The organism is Hyphomicrobiales bacterium, from assembly GCA_030688605.1.
Taxonomy (GTDB): domain Bacteria; phylum Pseudomonadota; class Alphaproteobacteria; order Rhizobiales; family NORP267; genus JAUYJB01.
On sequence record JAUYJB010000006.1, the window covers coordinates 1 to 24,934 of the forward strand.

A 24,934-nucleotide genomic window follows, 5' to 3' on the forward strand; every position below is an offset into this window, starting at 1 on the left:
GCCAGCGTCTGCGCAGAGGTGACTGCCGCCGGCTATCGGCTGCACGAGGTGCCGATGGAGGCGGAGTGCCTCAAGCTCGTGCCCGACCCGCGGCGCGGCAAGAACATGTTCGCGCTCGGCATGCTGTGCTCGATCTACTGCCTCGACCTGGAGCTGGCGCGCGAGCAGGTGCGCTTCGCCTTCAGGAAGAAGGACGAGAAGATCGCCCTGCGCAACATCGAGCTGCTCGAGGCGGGCTGGCAGTGGGCCGAGGACAATCTCGACCTCAAATTCAAGATTCCGGCCGCCAAGCCGAGCGAGCCGCAGATCGTGGTCAACGGCAACACGGCGCTGGCGCTCGGCGTCGTCGCCTCCGGCATGGAAGTGTGCGCCATGTACCCGATCACGCCGGCGACCTCCGCCTCGCACTATTTGAGCGAGATCTTCGAGAAGGTCGGGTGCGTGGTTCATCAGGCCGAAGACGAGATCGCGGCCTGCGCCTTTGCCATCGGCGCCTCCTATGCCGGCAAGTGCGCGATCACCATCACCTCCGGCCCCGGCCTGTCGCTGAAGCAGGAGGGGATCGGGCTCGCGGTGATGGGCGAAATCCCGCTGGTCGTCGTCGACGTGCAGCGCGGCGGCCCCAGCACCGGCCAACCGACCAAGCCCGAGCAGAGCGACCTCTTTGCCGCCATGTATGGCGGCCATGGCGATGCGCCGAAGATCGTCATGGCGCCGTCAACCATCGAGGACTGCTTCTACTCGATCATCACCGCGCGCAAGATTGCCGAGACCTTCAACATGGTGGTGATGGTGCTGAGCGACGCGAGCTTGGCGACAGCGCAGCAGCCATTTCCGCGGCCGCGCTTCAACGAGAACTGGCTTGCCCCGCCGGTCGACCAGAGCGCGGTTGCGCCGGGCGCCAAGCCCTATGACTGGGACCCGAGGACGGGGCTGGCGACGCGGTTCATTCCCGGCCAGCCGGGCGGCATGCACTGCCTGACGGGCCTCGCGCACGACCGCGACAGCCACGTCGCCTACAATCCGGAAATCAATCAGGAGGGCATCAAGGCCCGCAGCATGAAGCTCGCCGCCTTCCAGAGGACCCTGAAGGCGCCCGAGCTGGTTGGGGCCGAGACGGGCGACTTGGTGCTCGTCGGCTGGGGCAGCACCAAGGGGGCCATCGAGGAGGCGGTTTCGCGGCTGCGCGAGGAGGGGCACGAGGTCTCCTCCATGCATCTGAAATTCCTCCAGCCCATGGCCTCGGGCATCGGCGACGCGCTGCGCCGATTCAAGAAGGTGATGACCATCGAGAACAATTGGTGCGACCAGCTCGACGGCGATCTCATCGACGCGGAAAACCGCCGCTATTCGGCACTTTCCATGCTGCTTCGGTCGCGCTTCCTTGTCGATGTGGACTGCTTTGGCGAGGTTCGCGGCCAGCCGATCAAGCCCGGGACCATCGCCGAGGTCGCCCGCGGCGCGTTATCATGACGTGAGGTATTGATCATGTCCGCTCCTCTGACCGAATGCCTGCTGCGCTCGATCGACGAGCATTTCAGCTTGCGGGATTATCAAAGCGATATTCCGCCGCGCTGGTGCTCCGGCTGCGGCGACAACGGCATTCTCGCCGCCGTTCAACGCCTGTGCCGGACCGAGCAGCTGGCGCCGGAAAAGACCGTGTTCGTGTCCGGCATCGGCTGTTCGAGCCGCTTTCCCCATTATATGAACGCGTACGGCTTCCACGGCTTGCACGGGCGCGCCCTGCCGGTGGCCGAAGGCATAAAGCTGCGCCGGCCGGACCTTAACATCTTCGTGTCCACCGGCGACGGGGATTGCTGCAGCATCGGTGCCGCGCACTGGATTCACGCCATCCGCTACAACATGAACATGACGGCGATCCTGCACGACAACCATGTCTACGGGCTGACCAAGAAGCAGGCCTCGCCGACCTCGCCGCGCGGCATGAAGAGCAACACGACGCCGTCGGGCACCGTGCTCGATCCGCTCAATCCTCTGACCACCAGCCTCAGCGTCGCCAACGTGTCGTTTATCGCCCAGGCGGTCGATTGGATCCCAGAGCTGCTCTACGACATCATCTACAAGGCCTACCACCATAAGGGCTTCTCGCTGGTGCGGGTGCTGCAGCGCTGTCCAGAGTTCTTGCCGCATCTGTTCGATCCCTGGGTGCGCGACCCATTGAGTACGCGGATCCTGACGCATGAGGACGGCGTCCAGCTCAGCTCCGCATTGTCCAAGACCTACCGCAACCAGGAGGTGCATGACCCGCTCGACATCCACCGCGCCAGGGAAATCTCCTCGCTGACCGAGGAAATTCCGGTGGGCATTCTCTATTGCAACGAGGCGGTGCCCTGCTACGAGGACCTGCGCGAGGGCGAGCGGCCGAACACGCCGGGATTGATCCGCACGGTGCTCGACGAGGAGATGGACAAGTTCACGATCTGGCCGGAAGAACACGCCGCGGCGGCAGCGACCTGAGTGGACCCATGAATACCATGCTCCCAGACCTTGCAAGCCCGCGACTGACGCAGTGGGACCCTGAACATGCCGACGATACGCCGGCCGATCCGAAGCTGCGCCCGGCGTTGTTCGCGCGGTATGGCCAGCTTGAGAGCCTGCGTTACGACTACCCGCTGGTGCTGGTCGAGGGCGACGGGAGCGGACCCTTCATGCGCTCGCTCTGTTCCGTCATCGACGGGATTTTGCAGGAGTTGGCGCCGCCCGGCGCCGCCGGCGAGCGGATGCGCCGCGACCTCTTGCAGCTCGAGGCGGAAATCCGCGCGCGCGTCATGGGCGGGGCCGAAGGCGCCCTGTCGGAGCTGTGGAGTCAGGCGGAGGACGATCTTGCCGCCCGCTGCGACGCTTCTGCGAAGGACGAGCTTTCCCGCAATCTCGATCTGGCCCGCGATCGCCTTAACGTCGACGGGGCGGTGATCGATTGCGACGCGGCGACCCCGGCCAAACTCCTCGTCCATGCCTGGCGGCAGGTCCAGGCGGCCAAGGCCAAGGCGTTCCGCAAGCGGGTCGAGGGGCTGATCCTCAGACTGTCGGACATCCTCAAGGCCGACTACATGAAGTCGGACAAGGCGCGTAAGCCCGAGGCGCTGAAGAGCGCGATCGGCGACAACTGGGCTGCCGATTTCGACTTCGAGGAGTTGTCCCGCGTTCTGACCAAGAAATCGCATGACGACGAGCTATCGGAGGACCGCCGGAAGCGCGTTCAGTCAACGCTCATGGTGCTGCAATCGCAGCGCTTCTACGCGCCGGGACGGGCATCCGCCGAGCTCGCCGCGCGCCAGACGCCTTATGGTTTCGTCTTCGACAATTGCGCCGATGCGCTCGATGCGTTCCGCGCCCGGCTGCCGGAGATGGTCGACTTCGTCAAGGCCATCACCATCGCGGAACTGGAGATCGTCAACCGCTACCGGCCCATGCAGCACGATTCCTTCTTTGCCCGCTTCGACGAGAATGAGCTGGGCGAGGAGGAGCTGGCGCTGCTTCCCTCCTATCTGGTTTGCCTGCGGGACGGCCATTCGGAAGCCGCGGAGACCGCGCACGCCTTCGAGACGCTAGCCTCCGGGCTGCCGGTCAAGGTGCTGATCCAGATCGACGACATCCTCGGCGGCGCCTCGCCGGAGCCGCCGCGCGCCTCTTTCGGTGGCGGCAGCGCACGGCTTGCGGCGATGGCGGTCGGCGTCCATGACGCCTTCGTGATGCAGGCGGCGGCCTCCGATCTCTACCGGCTGCGCGACGCCCTGAAAAACGGCCTGACCTATGACGGGCCGGCGCTGTTCAGCATCTATTCCGGCGCGACGGAGACCGTGTCCGGCGTGCCGCCCTATCTGTTGGCGGCGGCGGCAAAGGAATCGCGCGCCTTTCCGACATTCACCTACGATCCGGCGGCGGGACCGGACCGGGTATCGCGCTTCAGCCTCGGCGACAATCCGCAAAGCGGGGAAGACTGGCCGCGGCACGGCCTTTCATTCGAGGATGCGGACCAGCAGCATGGCGTCGAGGAGGTTGCCTTCACCCACGCCGACTTCGCCATCTGCGACAAGCGCTACGCCAAGCACCGGCTGCCGGTGGCGCCGTCGCAATGGCACGAATCCATGATCCCGGTCGACGCGCATGTGCGCCTTGCCGCCGAGGAGCGGGCGGAGAAGGTGCCCTATGTGTGGGTGATCGACGAAGGCAACATCCTGCGCCGCGCCGTGATCGACGACAAGATTGTCCGCGGCGCCCGCCGGGCGCTGGAAGTGTGGCGCAGCCTGCAGGAGCTCTCAGGCGTCAACGACCCCTCCATCAAGAGCGCGCTGGCCAAGCAGCGCGCAGCCTGGGAGAAGGAAAAGGAAGCAGCGCTTGCCTCCCTCGGCGCCGCCCAGGCGGCAGCGTCGGCGGCGCCGTCCGCGCGCGCCGCCGAGGTTCCGGCACCGAAGGCGCCGGCGGCTCCCGCCGCCGTGGCGGCCGAGCCGGAGCCGGAGGAGCGGGCCGACCCCGACGCCCCCTATATCGAGACGCCGCGCTGCACCAGCTGCAACGAGTGCACATACATCAACAACAAGATGTTCGCTTATAACGAGAACCAGCAGGCCTATGTCGCCGACCCCGACGCCGGCACTTACCGCCAGCTCGTCGAGGCGGCGGAGAGCTGCCAGGTCAGCATCATCCACCCCGGCAAGCCGCGCAATCCGGACGAACCTGACCTCGAAGAGCTGATCGCGCGCGCCGAGCCGTTCAACTGAGCGGTTCGCCCTAAAGCCAGCCGAAGCCCTCCGCCGCGCGCCACAGGAAATAGCAGCCACCGGCGAGGATGAAGCCTTCCATGAACAGCGTGTGGATGCGCAGCGGCGTGTGGGTGACGATCCAGCGCCCGGTAAAGGCGCCGGGGATGGTGCAAATGCCGATCAAGAGGCCCTTCAAGGCCATCTCGGCGTCCAATAGAGGCGACAGTCCGAAAATGATGGTCTTGGAGAGGTTGAGCCCGAGACCCAGCGCGGCGACGACGGCGACGAGCTCACCGCCGATGACACCCGCGCCGAGCAGAAACGGCGCCAGCATCAGGCCGGCGCCCATGACCGAGCCACCGACGAACCCGTAGGGCACGGCGACCGCGCGGAGGCCGTTCAGGCCAACCTTGAAATTGCGCGCCGCGAAGGAGCGCCGCAGCGGCACCACGACGATGAGAAATATCCCGAGTAGCAGCGCGACATAGTGCACCGGCAGCCTGATATAGAATATCGCCCCGAGAATGATGCCGGGCAGGGCGGCGGTAAAGATTGCCGCGACGACGCGCCAGTTGATCCATTTGCGGAACGCCCAGACGCGGGTCGTGTTGGAGACGATCATGGCCGCGGCGACGATCGGCACCGTTTCCTTGACGCCGAGGATCGGCGCCAGGGCGATGGTCAGGACGAGCGCGCCGGCAAAGCCGCCGACGCTGTGGAACACCGCGCTCGCAAAGGCGGTCAGCGCTATGAGGAGCAGCAGCAGCGGCTCAAGGCTTTCGAAGGCGGGCATGGTCTGACGTTTGGCGGGCGGCGGTCTACCGCCCCTTGAATTTCGGCTTGCGCTTCTCGGTGAAGGCGCGCCGGCCCTCGATATAGTCCTCGGAGGCAAAGCAGCGGTCGACTAGCCGCTGGCACGCGTCGAGATCGCGCTCAGCCCGGTCCTTGAAGATTTCGCCGATGATGAATTTCAGCGACGCCACGGTCAGCGGCGCGTTCTCCGCGATCGTGCGCGCATAATCGCGGACGAAATTTTCAAGCTCCTTTTCCGGCAGCACCTTCTGCACCAGCCCAATGGACAGCGCCTCCCGCGCGTCGAGCCGGCGGCCGGAAAAGACGATGTCCTTGGCGGCTCCCGGTCCCACCGCATCGACCAGCCGCTTCAGCCCCTCGTAAGGGTATCCGAGGCCGAGACGGGCGGCCGGCAGGCCGAACTTGGATTTTTCCGATGCGAAGCGCAGATCGCAGGAGACCGCGAGCGCCAGTCCGCCGCCGAGGCAGAAGCCGTCGATCATGGCAAGGGTCGGCTTGGGAAGTTCGTAGACCTTTCGATAGACCGCCTTGACGCGCGCATTGTAATGGGCGACGGCGTCCATGGTGGCGCGCTCGCTCTCGAACTTCGAGATATCGGCGCCGGACACGAAGGCCTTGCCGCCGGCACCGCTGACGACGATGACGCGCACGGAATCGTCGGCGATGAAATCGTCGAGCGCCCCCTCGACGGTGTCCCACATCTCCAGCGACACGGCGTTGTGGCGTTCGGGATTGTTGAAGATCAGCTGTCCGATCAGGTCTTCCTTGCGCGACAGGATCTTGTCGGTCGGCATAAGGGCACTCCAGCTCAGGTGACGGCGCTCAAGGGTCCGGGAGGACCGGCTCATTCAGACGATATTACGGCTTCTCAGCTGTTCGATTGCCGCGGCGCTGTAGCCGATCTGCCGCAGGATCTCGTCGGTGTGCTCGCCGCGCGCCGGCGGCCGGCGGACGATCCGGCTCGGCGTCCGCGAGAAGGTTATCGGCTGGGCGACGCAGCGGGTCTTGCCGAAGGGGATGGAGTCCATCGCCGCGGCGATGCCGAGATGCTCGACCTGCGGATCGGCGAAGACCTGGTCGACGGAATTGATCTTGCCGCAGGGGACGCCGGCCTCGAGAAACAGGGAAATCCAGTGGCGGCTCGGCTCTTTCCTTAGTTTTTCGCCGATCATGGCATTGAGCTTGTCGCGGTTCTTGCTGCGCTTGGCGTTGACCTCATAGTCGGGGTCGGTAATCCACTCCTTGGCGTCGATGGCTGCGCAAAAGCGCTGCCAGATGGTCTCGCCGGCGATGGCGACGTTGATATGGCCGTCGGCGGTCGGGTAGACGCCGGTCGGCGTGCTGGTCGGGTGGTTGTTGCCGGCCTGGCCGGGCACTTCGCCCTTCATCAGCCAGCGCGCGGCCTGGAAGTCGAGCATGAAGATCTGCGCCTCCAGGAGCGAGGTGTGCAGCCACTGGCCTTCGCCCGATTGCTCGCGTTCGATGAGCGCGGTCAGGATTCCCATGGCGCAGAACAGCCCGGCGCACAGATCGGCGACGGGAATGCCGACCCGCATCGGCCCGCGTCCCGGCTCGCCGGTGATCGACATCAGCCCGCCCATGCCCTGGGCGATCTGATCGAATCCCGGATGGGCGGCGTAGGGGCCGGTCTGGCCGAAGCCGGAGATGCTGGCCAGGATGATGCGCGGATTGACGGCCTTCAGGGAGCCGTAGTCAAGTCCCAGGCGATCCTTCACGTCGGGACGGAAATTCTCCACCACCACGTCGGCGGTCTCGACGAGCTTCAGGCAGATGGCGCGGCCCTCGGACTCCTTCAGGTTCAGCGTCACGCTGCGCTTGTTGCGCTGCAGGTTCTGGAAGTCGGGCGTGTCGCGGCCGGCGCCGAGCGCCCCTTCTTCCTCCAGCGCCGCCGGCGGCTCGATCTTGATGGCGTTGGCGCCCCAGTCGGCCAGTTGCCGCACCGCCGTCGGACCGGATCGCACCCGCGTCAAATCGAGGACCGTGAAGCGCGACAGGGCTTGCGATGCGGGGATGTTGGCCATGGAGCTGGTCTCTGTCTGCTTTGTCTTTCTGTCAGCCGCGAAAGGCGGCAAGGCCGGCGAGATCGTCCTGCTCGAAAACGGTCAGGGAGAAATCCGCAATCTCGCTCGCCCGCTCCCTCGGCCAGCCGCCGAAGGTGAGGTTCGCTTCCATCTTGGCAATCAGCTCATGGCGGGTCAGCGGCTCGCGCCAACCGCCGCGCAGATGCGGCTGGCTGGTCGACACGCTGCGTCCGCCGGCGAGGAAGGCGCGCAGATGGCCGGTATAGTTCTGCGGATATTCATTCGCCGGGTCGACCTCGTACCTCACCTTGCGCGCCAGGGCGAGCACCTCGGGGTCGGCTACGCGCTCTTGGCTGAACTGCTCAAGACCCGCCGCCCCGTCGATCAGCGCCACGGCGATGCAATAGGGAACGCTGAACTTGGCCGAATAGGGGGTCGAGGGCGCGTCCTTCTCGGACCGCGGCTCCCACAGCCTGTGAACCGTGCCCTCGCCGACCTTGCAGACCATGAAGTTGACGTCCTGTGCCCGCACGCCGCGTTCGCGCAGCGCAATGGCGCAGTCGATGAAGGGCTGGGCCATGGTGCCGCAGGCATAGGGCTTGAACGCCAGCGTCTCGCAGCGCCAGTCCTCGCCGAGACCGTCGGTTACCTGCGTGTAGTCGCGAGGCACGGAGGCGTCGGCGAAGGCGTGGAAAAAGCCGTGCGCGCCCTCGATGACGGTGCGCGGCCCGAGAAAGCCGGCTTGCGCGAGACGCGCCGCGTGCAGGCCTGCCTGCGCCGCCCAGCCGGGATGGATGCGCTTGGTCCAGGTGCCTTCGGCGAGATATTCGATGATGCCCGAGGCGAAACTTCCGGCGATGCCGAGCGCCGAGGCCATTTGACCGCGATTAAGGCCGAGCGCGGCGGAGACCCCTGCGGCGGCGCCGAGCGCGCCGATGACGGCGGTCGGATGAAAGCCCGCGCGGTGCATCGCCGTCGGCGCCACCAGCGCTAGGCGGCAGGTCAGCTCGGCGCCCGCCGCCATGCCGCGCAAGGCGTCCCGGCCGGAGCGGCCGAAGCCCTCGCAGGCCGCGAGCACCGCCGGCACGATCACGGCGCCGGCATGGACCGGGGTGCCCTCGAAAGTATCATCGTAATCCTCACCGTGGGCGGCGGTGCCGTTGGCGAGCGCGGCGCCGGCGGCATTGAGGGCGCGCGCTTGGCCGAACGCGGTGCAGGGACCGCCTTCCTCGCAACAGGCGAGAATGGCCGCGACATAGTCGCTGCTGCGGGCGGCGATGCATAGCCCGATCACGTCGACGATGAGCGCCTGCATCACCGTGCGCACGGCGGCGGGAACGTCGGCGGCGGCAAGAAGGCTCGCCCAGGCGCCGAAGGTTTCGGCCACCGCCTCCCGCGGGGCGCCGATGTCACCGGCCGATCCGTTCATCGCTCGCAGTCACGGCAGATCGCCGCCCCCATTTGCGCCCGGACTCTCGCGCCGCTCCGGTATGGATGGTCGCTCTGTCGCTGCCGGGCGCCCTTATGCATCCTCTTTCCGCGATTCCGGATGAGAAAAGACCAGCCTGATGAGCGGACCCATCAGCGGCCAGAGCAGGCTGACTGCGGTAAGCGCGAACAGCAGCACAACGATGGGGCTCTCGAACAGGCCGAGAAAATTATTGTCGTACATGATCATCGACTGGGAAAATTTCTCCTCGACGAGTTTGCCCAGGATCAACCCCATGACCAGCGGCGCCAGACCGAAGCCGTGGCGCAGCATGATGAAGCCGACGACGCCCGAGATGAACATCACCCAGATGTCGAAAATCGCGCCCGAGCCGGCATAAGCGCCGACCACGGAAAAGACGAACACGGCCGGCCAAAGAACCGTGCGGGGAATGAGGGTGATCAGGGAAAAGGTCTTGGCGCCGATCAGGCCGATGCCGAGGAACATGAAATTGGCGAGCAGCATGGCGCCGAAAATGGCGTAGATGAACTCCGGCGTCTCGCGCACGAGATAGGGGCCGGGGCGCAAGCCATGGATGATCAGGGCGGCGAGGATCAGCGCCGTGGTGCCGCTGCCGGGGATGCCGAGCGCCAGCGTCGGCACCATGGCCCCGCCGGTCGCCGCGTTGTTGGCGGCCTCCGGCCCGGCAATGCCCTCCGGCGTTCCCTTGCCGAAATCTTTCTTGTGCTTCGACCAGCGTCGCGCCTCGTTGTAGCCCATGAGCGCGGCAACGGTGGAGCCCTCTGCCGGCAGGATGCCGATGAAGGTGCCGAGGGCGCTGGAGCGCAGAATGGTCGGCCACACCAGCCGCAAGTCCTGGCGTGACGGCAGCTTGATGACACCGGCGCGAATGCGCTCATAGGCGATGTCGAGCGCCTGCGACTGGTTCAACAGCTCGCCCATGGCAAAAAGGCCGATCAGCACCGGGATGAAGCTGATCCCCTCGGTCAGTTCGTGAATGCCGAAGGTGAAGCGCTCGACCCCGGTCGTCAGATGAATGCCGATGGTGCTGATCATCACGCCGAAGCCGCCGGAGATGAGGTTGCGCAGCGACGACTTGCCGCTGATCGAGGCGAGCATCGACAGCGCGAAGACGGAAAGCGCGAAATATTCCGGCGGCCGGAACTTCAGGGCGACGGCGGCGAGCAGTGGGGCCGCGAAGATGAACACGATGAGGCTGAAGACGCCGCCGAAGACGCTCGAGAAGGTGGCAAGGCCGAGCGCGCGGCCGGCCTCGCCGCGCTTGGCCATGGGGTAACCGTCGAAAGCGGTGGCCACCGCGGGCGGTGCGCCCGGCGCGTTGATCAGGATGGCGGTGATCGAGCCGCCAAAGGTCCCGGCGCAATAGAGCGCCGCCATCATCGAGATCGCCGGCACCGGCTCGAGCGACAGCGTGAAAGGCAGGAGCAGCGCCACCGCCATGGGCGAGCTCAGGCCGGGCAGGGCACCCACCACGACGCCGATCAGCACGCCACTGAAGATCAGCACGATATTGTTGAGATCGAGAACGAGGCCGAGGCCTTGCAGGACCGGTTCCATGGCGCACCTCGGCTAGGGAGCGATGCCGAGCATGCCCGGCTCGAACTGGACGAGCAGGACACGGTCGAAGACATAGGCGACAGCGAGCGGGAACAGCAATGCGAACAGGATGATTCGTCGCCAGCGCCGCTCCCCCCACAGGACCGGTAGAGTGAGGCAGATCGCTATCATACAGATCAGGGTCCCCACATAAGGCATCGCCAGTATGATGAGAAACAGGAGGCCCGTGGTCAGATAGGGCATCCGCTTGACCCGCTCGCTGCGCTCCGAATCGATGTCCTCGCCACGGCGGCGGTGCAGCACATGCTCGAAGGGCAGGCCGAGCGCCATGATCATGATGATGATCAGGACCCCGCGCGGAAAGAATTCCGGCGGAATGTTCTGCGACAAGAGGGTGGAGACCTCGTCGAAGGTGGTCGTGACGTAATAGAAGAAGGCACAGATCGCGAGCACGACCAGGCTCACGACGAGGTCGGTGCGGTGGACCAACCCCTCCTGCCCAGGCCGCGCCCAGAATCTTGCACTGCCCCATCTGTTCGAAGTTGGTTCGGCCATTCCCCGTCTCCCGGTCATAGGGCAAGCGGCCGCCGGCCGCCGTTTTGTAACTGTCGTTTCGGTCTCGAAACGATATTCTTGGCCTCTTCCGCCGCATATTCGGCGGCGGCTGCGGCGATCAGGCGCTGCTTGGCGGAGAGCACATGCGCGCGCATCGCCAATCCGGCGCGAACCGGGTCGCGCCGTTCCAGCGCCGCCACCACCAGACGGTGCTCCTCGTTGGAGACGAGCATGCTGCCCTCGCTCAACAGACCCTTGCGCCGGAACAGGTGCAGATGCTTGACCAGGCTGCGATAGAGCAGGCTCAGCCTCTGATTGCCGGCCAGATCGAGCAGCTTGTCGTGATAGGTCAGGTTGAGCGGATAGTAGCTGTCGAGGTCGGCGCGGCGCGCCGCCGCGTCCATCTCGTCGACAAGGCGCGCCAGTTCCGCGAACTCCGCCGTGGTGATGTGCTGGGCGACTTCGCGGCCGACCAGATCGTCCAGTGCGGCGCGGATGTCGTAGACCTCGAGTGCTTCCCTGAGCGCGATCTCGCGCACGAACATGCCGCGGTTGGGAATGGCGGTCAGCAGCCCCTCCTGGGTCAGCGCCCGGCAGGCCTCGCGGACCGGCCCGCGGCTGACGCCGAACCGTTCGGCGAGCAGGTTCTCGGTCACCCGGTCGCCGGCATTGAGCTCGCCGTTCATGATCATCGCCTCGATCTCGCCCTGCATGCGCAGGGTCAGCGGGGTCGAGGGCGTATCCTTGAGGTTGCGCAAACGTCCCACCGATTTGTCCGTGAGGCTGGCCAGACCGCCAGCGCCGATGGGCGCCGGCGGTCCCTTTTTCGCGCTTCGAGTGAGCGGCGCTTCTGGCCGCTACTTGATCAGGTCGAGTTCCTTGAGAGCCTCGACGGCGCCCGCGTACTCTTCCTTGATCTGCTTGTCCCAGACCTCGTGGCCGGCGACGTTCTCCTCCGGATCGAGGCCCGAGCTCTTCAGATAGTTGGCGAACACCTCGTGCTTCATGGCCTTGACCATGGCATCGGAGAGGATCTTGACGCGCTCCGGCGGCGTGCCGCCAAGCACCCAGTAACCGCGCGTCGTCGAGGTCTTCACCTTATAGCTCTTCTCGAAGGTGGTCGGCACATCGGGATAGTCCTTGAGGCGCTTTTCGGCCATCACCACGAGCGCCCGGAAGGTGCCGTCGTCGATTTGCTGGCGGCCTTCGCTGACATTGGGCAGGGCGGCGACGATCGCGCCCGACATCAGCGCCTGAACCATCTCGCCGCCGCCGCCGAAGGGCACGACCTTGAACTTGAAGCCGGCCGCCTTGGCGAGCTGGAACAGGCCGATATGCTCGGTGCCGCCGATCTGCGCGACGCCCCAATTGAGCGCCGTGTCCTTCGACGCGGCAATCAAATCCTCAAGCGTCTTGTAAGGGCCGTCGGAGGACACGGCGATGAAGGTCGGGTCATCCATCGCCCGGGCGACGCCGACCACGTCGTCGATGGTCAGCGGCGACTTGCCGAGTGCGATCGTGTAAAGGTGGCTCTGCGTCAGGGCCAGCACGGTATAACCGTCGCGCGGCTTGCCCATCGCATATTGATGCGCCGACGCCCCGGAGCCGCCGCGCTTGGCGATCACGGTCATGTCGACGTCGAGCTCTCTGCGCGTGCGGATCGACATCATCCGCGCGGTGACGTCGGTGCCGCCGCCATAGCCTGAATGGATCACCACCTCGATGGACTTTGAGGGGAATTTCTCGTCCTGCGCGGAGGCCGGGTTCAAGCAGAGCATCAGCCCGAAGGCCGCCACTCCGGCGATGGCCAGGCGTTTGCGCATGGCGAATTTCTGAGTTGCGTTCAGTGCGACGTTCATAGACCTTCCCTCCCGAAAATCTCGGTTTTTCAGCGTCTCATCCCTATTGCAGACCAGGCATCGACCCGCTCACCCGCACGCAGCCTTAAGCGGCTACCGGACTCGGCCGGTCGGACGATGAAAAAAGGCTTTTGGACAAGCCCTAGCGACGCCCACCCGGCGATCTGCATGAACTCCAGCGCCCCCGGTTAGGCATTCAAATTGTTTACAATCCGGGCGCGGCATATTCACACCCCTTCCAGGGGGTGTCAATCAACCATCCCGCCCGGTGGCGGATTTGCGCGAAGTCATGGTGACGTCGCTGCGGAGGTCCGCGGCGGAGCGCATTGCGCTCAGCCCTTCAAAGCGGGAAATTGTCGACAAGTTATTGGGCCGAAGATGGTTGCGGAGAGCGCCGCGGCGGCGGCAGCCCCATTTCCTCCGACGGCGCGCCCCCAAGCCATTGACTTTTCACGGCACCGGCCAAACCATAGGGGGCTTGCCTGATCCGCATCGAAGGCCGCAATGAGGGTTGCCCATGCACGGGTTCGCGGCGCGCCGGAACGGGCGGGAGCCTCGTCGGGGAGGGACTTCAAGAGCGTGGCTGAATCTGGGGCCGCCACCGGAGCAAAGACGATTGCCGACACGAAGCGGGCGGCGGCGTGCGCCGCGCCCGCGGCGGCTGTGATGCGCGGCTGACGGGGGGATGGACAAGACGATGCAGGTGCCGGTCCTCAACATCGATGGCGTGTCGAAAACCTTCCGCGGCGGGGACCGCGGCGAGGTCGAGGCGCTTGCCCGTTTCGATCTGGCGATCGCCGAGGGCGAATTCGTCGCCATTATCGGGCCGAGCGGCTGCGGCAAGTCGACTCTGTTCAACATTGTCGGCGGGCTGCTTCAGAGCGACAGCGGCCAGGTCCGCGTCGACGGCCACCCGGTCAATGGCTCGCACCGCGACATCGGCATGGTGTTTCAGGAAGAGAGCACCTTTCCCTGGCGCACGGTGCTCGACAATGTCGCCTTTCCGCTCGAGGTCGCCGGCATGGCGGCGGCGGAGCGCTACGAGAAGGCGCGCGGCATGATCGAGCTGGTCGGGCTTTCCGGCTTCGAGCGGCGCTATCCCGGCGAGCTGTCCGGCGGCATGCGCCAGCGCACGGCGATCGGACGGACGCTCGCCGCCGAGCCGCGCATCCTGTTGCTCGATGAGCCCTTCGCCTCCATCGACGAGCAGACGCGGCTTCTGCTCGGCGAGCAGCTTCTCGCCATTTGCGCCAAGCTCAGGCAGACGACGCTGCTGATCACCCACAATATCGCCGAGGCCATCCAGCTTTCCGACCGGGTCGTCGTCATGTCGTTCAGGCCCGGCACCATCAAGGAGATCATCGACATCGACCTGCCGCGCCCGCGCTCATCGGAAATCCTCGCCAGCGAGGCTTTCGGGCGCTATGTCGGCATGGTCTGGACCCATCTTCGCCACGAGGCGACGCGCGGCATGCAGGCCGCAAAGCAATGACGACCATTAGACCATTAAGAGTCGAAACCGAAGGAGAGGAAATGCATCATGGCAGTAACACGTAGAAACTTGCTTTCGCTGACCGTCGCGGGCTCGCTTGCGGTCATTGTGCCGTTCAGCGTCCGGGCGCAGGACAAGATCACCGTCGCCATCGGCCAGAAGGGCCTGTGGGACACGATGGTGACCGTGCACGGGGTCGACCAGGGCTTCTTCAAGGAGGAAGGGCTCGAGGTCGAGATCATCTATACCCGCGGCGGGTCGGAGACGCTGCAGGCGGTGATCACCGGCAGCGCCCAGTTCGCCATGGTCAACGGCGTGCTCGGCGTGCTCGGCGCCTTTGCCAAGGGCGCCCCGCTGCGCATCGTCAGCGCCCAGATGACCGGCTCCCCGGACCTGTTCTGGTACGCCAAGGCCGACAGCCCGATCAACAGCCTGAAGGACGCCGACGGCAAGACCATGGGCTTCTCGCGGCCCGGCTCGTCGACCCACCTCGTGTCCCTGGAGCTCGCCAACGCCGCTGGCGTCAAGCCCGAGCTGACACCGACGGGCGGCATCTCCGACACCAAGACCCAGGTCCTGTCGGGCCAGATCGACATCGGCTGGTCGGTGCCGCCCTTCAACCTCGCCCTGGTGCGCAAGGGCGAGATCAAGATCGTCGCCCGCGGCGGCGACGTGCCGAGCCTCGCCGAACAGACAATCCGGGTGAACGTGGTCAACGCCGATTTCCTCGCCAGCAATCGCGAAACCGTCGAAAAATTCATGCGCGGCTACGCCAAGGCGCTGGATTGGATGTATTCGATGCAGGACGATGCCGTGAAGGCCTTCGCGGCGTTCAACAATGTCGACCTCGACGTGGCCAAGGATTCGGTGGCCTTCTATCCGAAGGAGTCGATGGCCATGGCGCCGATCGCCGGCCTCGAGGCCAGCATGAAGCAGGCGGTCGAGTATAAGCAGCTCGACGCGCCCTTGAGCGATGACCAGGTCAAGGAGCTGCTCCAGCTCCTGCCATAGGCCCGGGCGCGTCGCCGCGAGGGGACATCGATGACGAGGAGCCCCGCAATGGCCGGGCTTGCGGCCTTAGGCGTGCTGTGCCTGATCGCTGAGGCGCTGGTCTTAGGCGGCATGGTCTCGCCGCTGGTGCTGGCGCGGCCGAGCGATGTGGGGCTTGCCGTCGTCGAGCTGATCCGCGAGGAGAGCCTGATGCAGGCCTTCCTCGCGACCTTCGCGGTGACGCTCGCCGCCGGCGCGACGGCGACGGCGATCGGCATTCCGGCGGGCTTTCTTCTCTACCGCTTCCGCAATCTGGGGCGCGCCTATGAAAGCTGGTTTGCGGCCCTGTTCGCGGCACCCATGGTGCTGCTCTATCCGCTGTTCCTGGTGATTATCGGCCGCAATTTCATGACCATCTTCGTCATGGGGACGATCACTGGCGCGATCCCGATCATCCTCAACACCCGCGTCGGCCTCGCTTCGGTGCCGGGGCCGTTGGTCAATGTCGGGGTGAGCTTCAACTGCTCGGGCGGCCAGCAATTCTTCAAGGTCCTGTTTCCCGCCGCCGTCCCCGACATCTTTACCGGCATCCGGCTCGGACTCATCTATGCCCTCGTCAACATCATCGGCATCGAGTTCCTGATCAATTTCGGCGGCCTCGGCCGGGTGGTCTCGGACATGTATGACCGCTTCGAAATCCCCGGCATGTATGCCGCCATCGGCTTCATCGTCGTGGTCAGCGCCAGCGTCTTCGCGGTGCTGGCCCGCATCGAGAAGAGGATCCGTCCGGTATGACCGCCGTCGACACCGGTCACGCCGCCGCGGCGGCGCTGCGCGAGAGCGAAGGCGCCGAGCGCCGGGTGCTGGCGATCCGCGTCGCCACCATCCTTGTTCTCGTCATCGCCTGGGAGGTGATGTCGCGCTCGGGCCTGTTCTATGAAGGCGTGGTGCCATCCGCCGTACTGATCGTTCCGGCGGTATTCGACCTTCTGACCGATCCGGTCTTCTACCGCCATCTCGTCGTCAGCGGCGCGGAGATTCTCGCCGGCCTGGCCATCGCCGCGGCTCTCGCGATCCCGCTTGGCATCCTGTTCGGCGCCCGGCGCTTTCTCGGCCGCGTCGTTGCGCCCTATGTCATGGCCCTGGCGACGACCCCGAAAATCGTCTTCCTGCCCATCGTCATGCTGCTGGTCGGGATCGGCCCGGAATCGAAGACCGCGCTCGGCGCGCTGTCGGCCTTCTTCCCCATCGTGCTGTCGACCACCGCGGGCGTCGTCCATGTCAGCCCGGTGCATCTCAATGTCGGGCGCAGCTTCAACCTCACCACCTGGCAGATGGTGAGCAAAATCTATCTGCCGTCGCTGGTGCAGCCGATCCTCACCGGCCTCAGGCTCGGCCTCGGCGTCGCCATCATCGGCGTGCTACTCGGAGAGATCAAACTGTCCAATGCGGGGCTCGGCTTCCTCGCCAGCGACTTCTATAGCCAGTACCGCATCCCCCATCTCTACGCGGTCTTGATCCTGATCTTCGCCCTTGCCGTCGCCGCCAACGCGGTGATGGGCCTGACCGCCCGGCGGGTCGGCTCCCAGGCCCCCGACGCGCCGCATTGACCCGGCCACTCCGCCCCGGCGGGGGGCGGGCCGCGCGCGGTCGAGACCGGGAACCGCTCCAGGCGTTAGACTTTGCATTACGTCGCCGATTCGGTGAGAAGGATGACTTCCATGACGGCAATGCGGATTAGGGCCGTAGGGCTCGCATTTTCGGTGGTTCTGGCGCCGGCGGCGCTGGCCGACGCGCTGGACAAGGCGGTCTACATGAACACCTATTACTGCGCCGGGATCGCGGAAGTGTATGGCGAGCGGCTCGGCTCCTCGCGTCGCAGCGAGGCCGGCGAGGCGGCGCAGGCGGCGGTCGAGCTGAGAAGCCGGGCGCAGAGCTTCGGCCGCCGGCTCGGCTACAGCGACGCGGAAGGAAGGAGCGCCGAGGCCCAGGGGCGCCAGACCATGGCCAGGATGCTGCCGCAAAACGGCGCCTGGATGAGCGGCGGGCCGATCCCCCAGGACGCCTTTCGCCAGTACAAACATTGCGCGTCGTTGGCCGGGCTGTAGCAGGCTATTGAAAAAGCTGCGATTCAGGCCGCAGGAAGCCGCTCTCCCCGGTGGGGAGGAGGAACCCCTGCAACATCTTGCTTGGTGCCTTTTCAACAGCTTGTTTTCGCGACGGCGGCGCCTCCTTGCGGATGGTTTCGACCTCGACCCGGCGGGTCTAAGAGGATAATCAGGAACGGGGAGCAGAGAAACGAGGAGGGGCATGGTTCACCATTCGCACGCAGGGCGCGGCCACCGAATAGCCGATCATCGCGAAGGCGCATCGTGACGGCCGGTCTGGTCTTGCTGGACAGGGCTGGCGGCGTCGCAACGGTGATGCTGAACCGGCCCAAATTGCGCAACGCCCTTGACGCAGCGATGCACGCACGGTTGAGCGAGGTGCTCGATACGGTCGAAGCGGACGAGAGCATCCGGGCCGTCGTTCTCACCGGGGCGGGCAGCGGCTTTTGCGCCGGCCAGGACCTCAATGAGCGCCGCAGAAGTGAGGGCGAGCCGCCGCCCGACCTCGGTCACTCGCTCCAGGAGCGGTACAATCCCCTGATCCTGCGGCTGGTGCGCCTTGATGTGCCGACCATCGCCGCCGTCAACGGCGTGGCGGCGGGTGCCGGCTGCGGGTTGGCGCTTGCCTGCGACGTCGTGCTCGCCGCGAATTCGGCGAAATTCGCCTTTTCCTTCGCCAAGATCGGGCTCATCCCGGATTCCGGCGCCACCTATTTTCTGCCCCGGCTCGTCGGTCGCGCCAGGGCGACCGGCTTGGCGCTCACGGGCGAACCGGTTGGCGCTAAGGCGGCGGAGCGCATCGGCCTCATCTGGAAGGCCGTCGACGATGAGAAGCTGATGGACGAAGCACTGTCGCTCGCCCGCCGGTTCGCGGCCGGTCCGGCGCTGGCGCTGGCGCGCATCAAGCAGGCCTTGCTGGCAAGCGCCAAGAACAGCCTCGACGCGCAGCTCGACCTTGAAAGCCACATCCAGAGCGAGCTCGGTAAGAGCGATGACTATGCCGAAGCGATGCGGGCCTTCTTCGAAAAGCGGACGCCGGTCTTCAAGGGGCGTTAGTATCGGCGTCCATGAAGCAGGATCACCGTCATTTGGAGCTTGACCTTCCGGCGCGCAACGAGCGGCGGATATTCTGGGCGGCGTTGCTGACGGCGGGCTTCATGGTCGCGGAGGTGGTCGGCGGTCTCCTCACCGGCTCGCTGGCGCTGATCGCCGATGCCGCCCACATGCTGGCCGACGCGGTGGCGCTAGGGCTGGCCTGGGTCGCCTTTCGGCTGGCTCGTCAGCGCGGCCCCAGCGCAAGGCTCACCTATGGGCTGCGCCGGCTGCCGGTGCTTGTCGCCTTCGCAAACGGGCTTGCCCTGTTCTTCATCGTCGGCTGGATCCTCGTCGAGGCGATGGCGCGGCTTGCCGTCCCCGTCACCGTGCTCGCGGGCCCGATGCTGGCGGTCGCGGCCACCGGTCTCTTCGTCAATCTCGGCTCGTTGGCCCTCCTGCGCGGGACCGACCGCGGCAATCTCAACATCCGCGGCGCGCTGTTGCACGTGCTCGGCGACCTGCTCGGCTCGGTGGCGGCCATCGTCGCGGCCGGAATCATCCTTAAGACCGGCTGGTACCCGGCCGACCCGCTCTTGTCGGTCCTGGTCGCCGCCATCGTTGCCGTCGGCGCCTTCAGGCTTGCCCGGGATTCGGCGCATATCTTGCTCGAAGGCGTGCCCGAGGGCGTCGATGTCGCCGCCATCGGCGCCGATCTTGCCGGTCACGTGCCTGGCGTCGAGGAGGTGCATCACATCCATATCTGGTCGCTGAGCCAGGAAGGCGTGATGGCGACGCTGCACGCGCGCATCGCCGAAACGGCGGACGGCGATGAGGTGCTTGACGCCATCTGCGACCGGCTCGACGCCGAGTTCGGCATCGGCCACGCCACTATCCAGATCGAGCGCGAGGGCTGCTGATTCCTCAGCCGCAGGCGCCCTTGCCCCGCGCCTGGACCGGCGGGCAGGGCACCGTGCCGTAAGAGCAGAAGACGCAGCAATCGCCCGGCTTCGGCTTCAGAACCGCACCACAGCCCTTGCAGTCGTAGAAATACTGGCAGGCATTCTCCGGCATCGCCTCGACCTCCCGGTGGCCGCATTCCGGGCAGGTGACGGTGCTGGTCGAAACGCTCATGAAGGCCATTTAAGCGCGCCCGCGCGCTCATGACCAGCGCGCATGAAAGCTGCGGCAATGCGGGAGTTGACTTCATAAGGCCCCTCGACGCATCGTCGCGCCGGAAAAACAACCGACAGTGCAGGTTTTCAGATGCCCGAAGCTTTCATTTGCGATACGGCGCGCACCGCGATCGGGCGCTATGGCGGATCTCTTTCCCAGATCCGCGCCGACGATCTGGCGGCGGTGCCGATGCGCGCGCTGATCGAGCGCAACCCGTCGGTCGACTGGGAGGCGGTCGACGATGTGATCTATGGCTGCGCCAACCAGTCCGGCGAGGACAACCGCAATGTGGCGCGCATGGCGCTGTTGCTCGCCGGCTTGAGCGAAAAGATCTCCGGCGCCACCGTCAACCGGCTGTGCGGCTCGGGAATGGAGGCGGTGGGGGCTGCCGCCCGCGCCATCAGGCTCGGCGAGGCCGAGCTTGCGCTCGCCGGCGGCGTCGAGAGCATGTCGCGCGCGCCCTTCGTCATCGCCAAGGCCGACAAGCCGTTTCCGCGCAACCCGGAAATCTACGACACGACGCTCGGCTGGCGCTTCATCAACCCGGTTCTGAAGGCGCGATACGGCGTCGATTCGATGGCCGAGACGGCCGAGAACGTCGCCGAGGAATGGCAGATCTCGCGCGACGATCAGGACCGGTTCGCGCTTCGCTCCCAAGAAAAGGCGCTTGCCGCGCAGGCCAATGGCCGGCTCGCCAAGGAGATCGTTCCGGTGACGATCCCGCAGCGCAAGGCCGATCCCATCATCGTCGACAAGGACGAGCATCCGCGAAACACCTCGCTGGAAAAGCTCGCCGCCCTGCCGACGCCGTTCCGCGAGGGCGGCACGGTGACGGCGGGCAACGCCTCCGGCATCAATGATGGCGCCTGCGCGCTGATCGTCGCCGACGAGGCGGCGGCCAAATCGAACGGCCTGACGCCGAAGGCGCGGGTCCTCGGCATGGCGTCGGCCGGCCTTGCGCCGCGGATCATGGGCTACGGCCCGGTTCCGGCGGTCAACAAGCTGCTGCCGCGGCTCGGCTTGAAGCTGGACGAGATGGAGGTCATCGAGCTCAACGAGGCCTTCGCCGCCCAGAGCCTCGCCGTTCTGCGCGACCTCGCGCTCGCCGACGACGAGCCCCGCGTCAATCCCAATGGCGGGGCGATCGCGCTTGGCCACCCGCTCGGCATGTCGGGCGCCCGGCTGGTGGCGAGCGCCGCGCACGAGCTGCACGAGAAGGGCGCCCGCTATGCGCTGTGCACCATGTGCATCGGCGTCGGCCAGGGCATCGCCATGGTCCTGGAGAAGGTGTGAGGGACCGCGTTCGTTCGGTCAGAATGCCTTGAAGCAGATCAGGGTGCGGGTGTCGAGGATGCCGTCGAACTTGTGCACCTTCTCATTGACGAAATGGCCGATGTCGGTGCCTGCGTCGACATAGAATTTCACCAGAAGGTCGAAATCGCCGGCGGTCGAGTAAATTTCCGAGGCGATCTCCGCGTCGGCGATGGCGTTGGCGACCTCATAGGCCTTGCCGAGCTGACACTTGATCTGGACGAAAAAGGGAGTCATGCGCGGGGCTCCTCGTGTGCGGCGTTGGTTTTGCTCAGTGCAACAGAACAATCATCGTCCGGCAATAGCCTCTTAGGCTGATGCCGCCGACAGCCATTCGAGCGATCCGACGAGCGCGCTGTCGGGATCGGCAAGGCCACCGATGACGGTGAAATGGTTGGTATCGGCGACATTGACATATTGGGTGACGGCACCGCCGTCCCGCCAGCGGCGAACGATCTCCTTGCTCTGCCAGTGGAACGCCTCGCTCTCCCGGGCGCCGACCTGGGCGATCAGCCGCTTGCCTCTCGGCGCGGCGCGAAAGGCCGGGCTTGCCCGCTCGGCGGTGTCAAGGGTCAATCCCAGCTTGTCGTTGATCGAGGTGTAGACGAGGTCGCGCAGGTCGAAGAGGCCGGAGACGGCGACCCCCGCCGGCACCAGGTCGCCCGGCGCGCCGGCATCGAGCGCGGAGAAGTCGTAGGCGAGCATGCAGGCTGTCAGGTGGCCGCCGGCGGAATGGCCGCAGACGATCGGCCGCCGTTTCAGCGTGTTCCACAGGTAAAGGCAGGCGCAGGCGATCTGGCGCTCGATGCCCGGAATGTCGAAGTGAGGGCACAGATCGTAGGAGGCGATCGCCATCGCCATGCCGCGCCGGTTGGGGCCGCGCGCCAGGTGGCTGAAATATTTGCGGTCGAGCGCCTGCCAATAGCCGCCATGGACGTATAGGGAAAGCGGGCATGAATCGCGGTTCCGCCCGCGCGGCCAGAACAGGTCGAGGAGGGTGCGCGCGCTGCCGCCGCCCAATTCGTCGAGATAGGGCAGGTCGAGCTCCGCCTCGGCCTCCTCCCTGTAGGCGGCGGCGCCGAGCTCCCAGCCGACCATGATATCGGCGAACTCCGGCACCGCGGCGCGCGCGTTGTAGGCCGCCTCGCAGAGCCGCCGCAGCTCCGCCTCCTCGCTCAGTCCCTGCGCCACATACATCGCCTCGTGACCTTTCGATGGACCGGCAGATGCCGGATCAGTGTAGCACCTCGGCGGCCGGGCGCGGCGTGCGCTTCTGTGTCGCCATTGCAAAAGCCGGCGCCATCCATTAGGTCTAGGGCAATTCTCATTGGGGTGCCCGTTTCCGGGCTGAGAGGCGTTCTGCCAACCCATCGAACCTGATCCGGGTCATGCCGGCGGAGGAAATTGAGATGCCTCACACGAAAAACAGAGCCGGGCAGGCGCCCCGCGGCAAGCGGGCGGGAGCGGCCCGATGAGCGTCGTTGCCGCCTCCGCGGCCAGCCGCGCCCATGCCCGCGCCGCCGCCGAAAGCCTGGCGGCGATCCGCGACCGGGCTCCGCGCATTCATTGCATCACCAATGCGGCGGCGAGCGTGCTCACCGCCAACGGCCTGCTTGCCGTCGGCGCGGTGCCGAGCCTGACCATCGCGCCGGAAGAGGTGGGCGACTTCGTCTCGGGCGCCGATGCCCTGCTGATCAATCTCGGCACCCTCGACGAGACCCGCCGCGCCGCCATCGCCATCGCCATTGAGGCGGCAACTAAGGCGGGCATCCCCTGGGTCCTCGATCCGGTCTTCGCCGACCGCTCGCCCCAGCGGCTCGATCTTGCGGCGAGGCTCTGCGCCCTGCGTCCCGCGGTGATCCACGCCAACGAGACCGAAATCATGGCGCTTGCCGAAAAGGCCGGGAGAGAGGAGACCGGCGCGGCGGGCGCCGCCGCGAAGATCGCCCGCGACAGCCGGGCCTGCGTGGTGCTGACGGGTCCGGAAGACCGTGTCTGCGATGCAACCCGCGCGGCGGTCCTGTCGAGCGGCCATCCCTTGATGGGCAAGGTCACCGCCATGGGTTGTGCGCTCGGGGCGGTGACGGCTGCCTTTTGCGCGGTCGAGCGCGATCCGTTCCTCGCCGCCCTAGAGGCGGTGCTGTGCTTCGGCGTCGCCGGCGCGATGGCTGGCGACAAGGCGCGCGGGCCCGGCTCGTTTCAGGCCGAGCTTCTCGATGCGCTCTACGCGCTCGATGCCGCGGCGATCGAAAAGCGGGGGAGGGTCAAGTGAAGCGGCTCGACCTTCGCCTCTATGCGCTCGTCGATCCCGCCCAGTCCGGCGGCCACGAGCCCGTCGCCCTGGCGCGGGCCGCCGCCGCGGGCGGCGCGGGGCTCGTCCAGCTTCGCGACAAGACCGGCACGACGCGGGCCATGGTCGCGCGCGCCAAGGCCGTCGTCGCCGCGCTCGAGGGAAGCGGCGTGCCCGTTCTCATCAACGACCGGGTCGACGTGGCGCTCGCCGCGGGCGCGGCCGGCGTTCATCTCGGCCAGGAAGACATGCCGCCCGACATCGCCCGGCGCCTGCTCGGCAAGAGGGCGATCATCGGCATCACCGTGCGCAGCGAGGAAGAGGCGGAAAACGCCGCCGTCGATGTTGCCGATTATGTCGGCGTCGGCGGCGTCTTTTCGACCGTCAGCAAGGATAATCTGACCGCCCCCATCGGCCTTGCCGGGCTCGGCCGCCTCGCCGGCCTGCTGCGCGCCAGGCGGGCCGACATCCTTCTTGTCGCCATCGCCGGCATCGACGCTGGCAATGCCGCCGACATCATCGCCGCCGGAGCCGACGGCGTTGCCGTCATCTCGGCGCTCGCCAAGGCGCGGGACCCGGAGGCGGCGGCGCGGGAGCTGCGCGCCATCGTCGATGCGGCACTCAAGGAAAGGAACGCCTCATGACCCCCATCGCCGTCACCATCGCCGGCTCGGACTCCTCCGGCGGCGCCGGCATCCAGGCGGATCTCAAGACCTTTTCCGCGCTCGGCGTCTATGGCGCGAGCGTGATCGCCGCGCTCACCGCCCAGAACACGCTCGGCGTCCAGGGGGTGCACGACGTGCCGGTCGATTTCATCGCCCAGCAGATGGATTCGGTGTTCTCGGACCTTGCCGTCAATGCGGTCAAGATCGGCATGCTCAGCCGCGCCGAAGCGGTCGAGACGGTTGTAGAAGGGCTCGACCGGTACAGCCAGGAGCAGGTGGTGCTCGATCCCGTCATGGTCGCCAAGGGCGGCGAGTCGCTGCTCGAGGAGGACGCGGTGGACGCATTGCGCACGCTGCTGCTCCCCCGCGCCCTGATCATCACGCCGAATCTGGCGGAGGCGGCGCGGCTGTTGGAGGTGGACGTGGCCGAGGACGAGGACAAGATGGCCGATCAGGCCGCGGCCCTCCTCGACCTTGGCCCGCGGGCGGTGCTGCTCAAGGGCGGCCACGGCACGGGCGCGGAGAGCGCCGACATCTTCTTCGACGGCGGGGATCCGGTGCGGCTTGCCGCCGCGCGCACGCAAACGGCCAATACCCACGGCACCGGCTGCACCCTTTCCTCGGCGATCGCCGCCGGGCTCGCGCACGGCTTCGACCTGTTACGCGCCGTCGCCCACGCCAAGGCCTATGTCAGCGAGGCGATCGCCCACGCCGACGCGCTGGTGATCGGCTCGGGCCGCGGGCCGGTACATCATTTCCACGCCATCTGGGGAAAGGTGCCGATGTTCGGCGTTTTGCCGGGCGAAGCCGGAGACGACCCGTCCGGCGCGCTGCATCGGCTCGATTAGA

At 66.4% G+C, this 24,934-nt stretch carries 25 protein-coding genes and 1 riboswitch; of the genes, 14 read left to right on the plus strand and 11 right to left on the minus strand.

The window, feature by feature from the left end; all coding sequences use genetic code 11:
• The 3 genes from Q8P46_00690 to Q8P46_00700 all read left to right on the plus strand — a co-directional run.
• On the plus strand, nt 1-1,473 hold a 1,473-nt coding region (locus Q8P46_00690), incomplete at its 5' end, for a hypothetical protein (GenBank protein MDP2618689.1).
• Nucleotides 1,474-1,488: 15 nt separating this feature from the next.
• Entirely contained in the window at nt 1,489-2,478 is a 990-nt protein-coding gene (locus Q8P46_00695; GenBank protein MDP2618690.1) for a thiamine pyrophosphate-dependent enzyme, read from the plus strand.
• Nucleotides 2,479-2,486: 8 nt separating this feature from the next.
• Entirely contained in the window at nt 2,487-4,742 is a 2,256-nt protein-coding gene (locus Q8P46_00700) for a ferredoxin (GenBank protein ID MDP2618691.1), read from the plus strand.
• Between the two features lie 10 nt (nt 4,743-4,752).
• Here Q8P46_00700 and Q8P46_00705 read toward each other — a convergent pair whose 3' ends face one another.
• The 8 genes from Q8P46_00705 to Q8P46_00740 form a co-directional block, all read right to left on the minus strand.
• Complete coding sequence (locus Q8P46_00705; GenBank protein MDP2618692.1) at nt 4,753-5,517, minus strand: sulfite exporter TauE/SafE family protein; 765 nt, start codon at nt 5,515-5,517, stop codon at nt 4,753-4,755.
• 25 nt (nt 5,518-5,542) lie between these two features.
• On the minus strand, nt 5,543-6,331 hold the full coding sequence (locus Q8P46_00710) for an enoyl-CoA hydratase (protein ID MDP2618693.1): 789 nt from the start codon (nt 6,329-6,331) through the stop codon (nt 5,543-5,545).
• A 54-nt stretch (nt 6,332-6,385) separates the two neighbouring features.
• The gene (locus tag Q8P46_00715) at nt 6,386-7,579 is read right to left on the minus strand and encodes a CaiB/BaiF CoA-transferase family protein (GenBank protein MDP2618694.1); all 1,194 of its coding nucleotides are present in this window, start codon (nt 7,577-7,579) and stop codon (nt 6,386-6,388) included.
• 31 nt (nt 7,580-7,610) lie between these two features.
• Nucleotides 7,611-9,008: an MmgE/PrpD family protein gene (locus tag Q8P46_00720; GenBank protein MDP2618695.1), complete on the minus strand. Its 1,398-nt coding sequence runs from the start codon at nt 9,006-9,008 to the stop codon at nt 7,611-7,613.
• A gap of 93 nt (nt 9,009-9,101) precedes the next feature.
• The gene (locus Q8P46_00725; GenBank protein MDP2618696.1) at nt 9,102-10,607 is read right to left on the minus strand and encodes a tripartite tricarboxylate transporter permease; all 1,506 of its coding nucleotides are present in this window, start codon (nt 10,605-10,607) and stop codon (nt 9,102-9,104) included.
• Between the two features lie 12 nt (nt 10,608-10,619).
• Nucleotides 10,620-11,162 (minus strand): tripartite tricarboxylate transporter TctB family protein, encoded by a 543-nt coding sequence (locus Q8P46_00730; protein MDP2618697.1) that lies wholly within the window; start codon nt 11,160-11,162, stop codon nt 10,620-10,622.
• Nucleotides 11,163-11,176: 14 nt separating this feature from the next.
• On the minus strand, nt 11,177-11,929 hold the full coding sequence (locus tag Q8P46_00735; protein ID MDP2618698.1) for an FCD domain-containing protein: 753 nt from the start codon (nt 11,927-11,929) through the stop codon (nt 11,177-11,179).
• A gap of 90 nt (nt 11,930-12,019) precedes the next feature.
• Nucleotides 12,020-13,021, minus strand: coding sequence for a tripartite tricarboxylate transporter substrate binding protein (locus Q8P46_00740; protein ID MDP2618699.1), 1,002 nt, complete (start codon nt 13,019-13,021; stop codon nt 12,020-12,022).
• 685 nt (nt 13,022-13,706) lie between these two features.
• Here Q8P46_00740 and Q8P46_00745 point away from each other — a divergent pair.
• The 7 genes from Q8P46_00745 (at nt 13,707) to Q8P46_00775 (ending at nt 19,563) form a co-directional block, all read left to right on the plus strand.
• Entirely contained in the window at nt 13,707-14,513 is an 807-nt protein-coding gene (locus Q8P46_00745; GenBank protein MDP2618700.1) for an ABC transporter ATP-binding protein, read from the plus strand.
• A 48-nt stretch (nt 14,514-14,561) separates the two neighbouring features.
• Nucleotides 14,562-15,524: an ABC transporter substrate-binding protein gene (locus tag Q8P46_00750; GenBank protein ID MDP2618701.1), complete on the plus strand. Its 963-nt coding sequence runs from the start codon at nt 14,562-14,564 to the stop codon at nt 15,522-15,524.
• Nucleotides 15,525-15,572: 48 nt separating this feature from the next.
• Nucleotides 15,573-16,298 carry an ABC transporter permease subunit gene (locus tag Q8P46_00755; GenBank protein ID MDP2618702.1) on the plus strand — a complete coding sequence of 242 codons (726 nt, stop codon included), beginning with the start codon at nt 15,573-15,575 and terminating at the stop codon, nt 16,296-16,298.
• The gene (locus Q8P46_00760) at nt 16,295-17,113 is read left to right on the plus strand and encodes an ABC transporter permease subunit (GenBank protein MDP2618703.1); all 819 of its coding nucleotides are present in this window, start codon (nt 16,295-16,297) and stop codon (nt 17,111-17,113) included. Before Q8P46_00755 ends, Q8P46_00760 begins: the two co-directional genes overlap by 4 nt.
• 111 nt (nt 17,114-17,224) lie before the next feature.
• A complete protein-coding gene (locus tag Q8P46_00765) occupies nt 17,225-17,611 on the plus strand; it encodes a hypothetical protein (protein MDP2618704.1) in 387 nt (128 codons plus the stop codon).
• A 264-nt stretch (nt 17,612-17,875) separates the two neighbouring features.
• Nucleotides 17,876-18,667, plus strand: a complete 792-nt coding sequence (locus Q8P46_00770; GenBank protein ID MDP2618705.1) for an enoyl-CoA hydratase-related protein — start codon at nt 17,876-17,878, stop codon at nt 18,665-18,667.
• A gap of 11 nt (nt 18,668-18,678) precedes the next feature.
• Nucleotides 18,679-19,563, plus strand: a complete 885-nt coding sequence (locus tag Q8P46_00775) for a cation diffusion facilitator family transporter (protein ID MDP2618706.1) — start codon at nt 18,679-18,681, stop codon at nt 19,561-19,563.
• A gap of 4 nt (nt 19,564-19,567) precedes the next feature.
• Here the strand turns inward: Q8P46_00775 and Q8P46_00780 are convergent, their stop codons facing one another.
• Complete coding sequence (locus Q8P46_00780; protein ID MDP2618707.1) at nt 19,568-19,786, minus strand: GDCCVxC domain-containing (seleno)protein; 219 nt, start codon at nt 19,784-19,786, stop codon at nt 19,568-19,570.
• 123 nt (nt 19,787-19,909) lie between these two features.
• Here Q8P46_00780 and pcaF point away from each other — a divergent pair, with 123 nt between their 5' ends.
• The gene (pcaF, locus tag Q8P46_00785) at nt 19,910-21,112 is read left to right on the plus strand and encodes a 3-oxoadipyl-CoA thiolase (GenBank protein ID MDP2618708.1); all 1,203 of its coding nucleotides are present in this window, start codon (nt 19,910-19,912) and stop codon (nt 21,110-21,112) included.
• Nucleotides 21,113-21,130: 18 nt separating this feature from the next.
• Here the strand turns inward: pcaF and Q8P46_00790 are convergent, their stop codons facing one another.
• Nucleotides 21,131-21,367 carry an Lrp/AsnC ligand binding domain-containing protein gene (locus tag Q8P46_00790; GenBank protein ID MDP2618709.1) on the minus strand — a complete coding sequence of 79 codons (237 nt, stop codon included), beginning with the start codon at nt 21,365-21,367 and terminating at the stop codon, nt 21,131-21,133.
• 72 nt (nt 21,368-21,439) lie between these two features.
• Nucleotides 21,440-22,327, minus strand: a complete 888-nt coding sequence (locus tag Q8P46_00795) for an alpha/beta hydrolase (GenBank protein ID MDP2618710.1) — start codon at nt 22,325-22,327, stop codon at nt 21,440-21,442.
• 121 nt (nt 22,328-22,448) lie between these two features.
• A riboswitch (TPP riboswitch) is annotated at nt 22,449-22,551 on the plus strand.
• A 50-nt stretch (nt 22,552-22,601) separates the two neighbouring features.
• Between Q8P46_00795 and thiM the strand changes: the two genes are divergently transcribed.
• The 3 genes from thiM to thiD are packed head-to-tail and all read left to right on the plus strand — an operon-like array spanning nt 22,602 to nt 24,933.
• Nucleotides 22,602-23,402, plus strand: coding sequence for a hydroxyethylthiazole kinase (gene thiM / locus Q8P46_00800; protein ID MDP2618711.1), 801 nt, complete (start codon nt 22,602-22,604; stop codon nt 23,400-23,402).
• Nucleotides 23,399-24,064, plus strand: coding sequence for a thiamine phosphate synthase (gene thiE, locus Q8P46_00805; GenBank protein MDP2618712.1), 666 nt, complete (start codon nt 23,399-23,401; stop codon nt 24,062-24,064). Before thiM ends, thiE begins: the two co-directional genes overlap by 4 nt.
• Nucleotides 24,061-24,933: a bifunctional hydroxymethylpyrimidine kinase/phosphomethylpyrimidine kinase gene (gene thiD / locus Q8P46_00810; protein ID MDP2618713.1), complete on the plus strand. Its 873-nt coding sequence runs from the start codon at nt 24,061-24,063 to the stop codon at nt 24,931-24,933. Before thiE ends, thiD begins: the two co-directional genes overlap by 4 nt.
• The last annotated feature ends 1 nt before the right edge of the window (nt 24,934 follow it).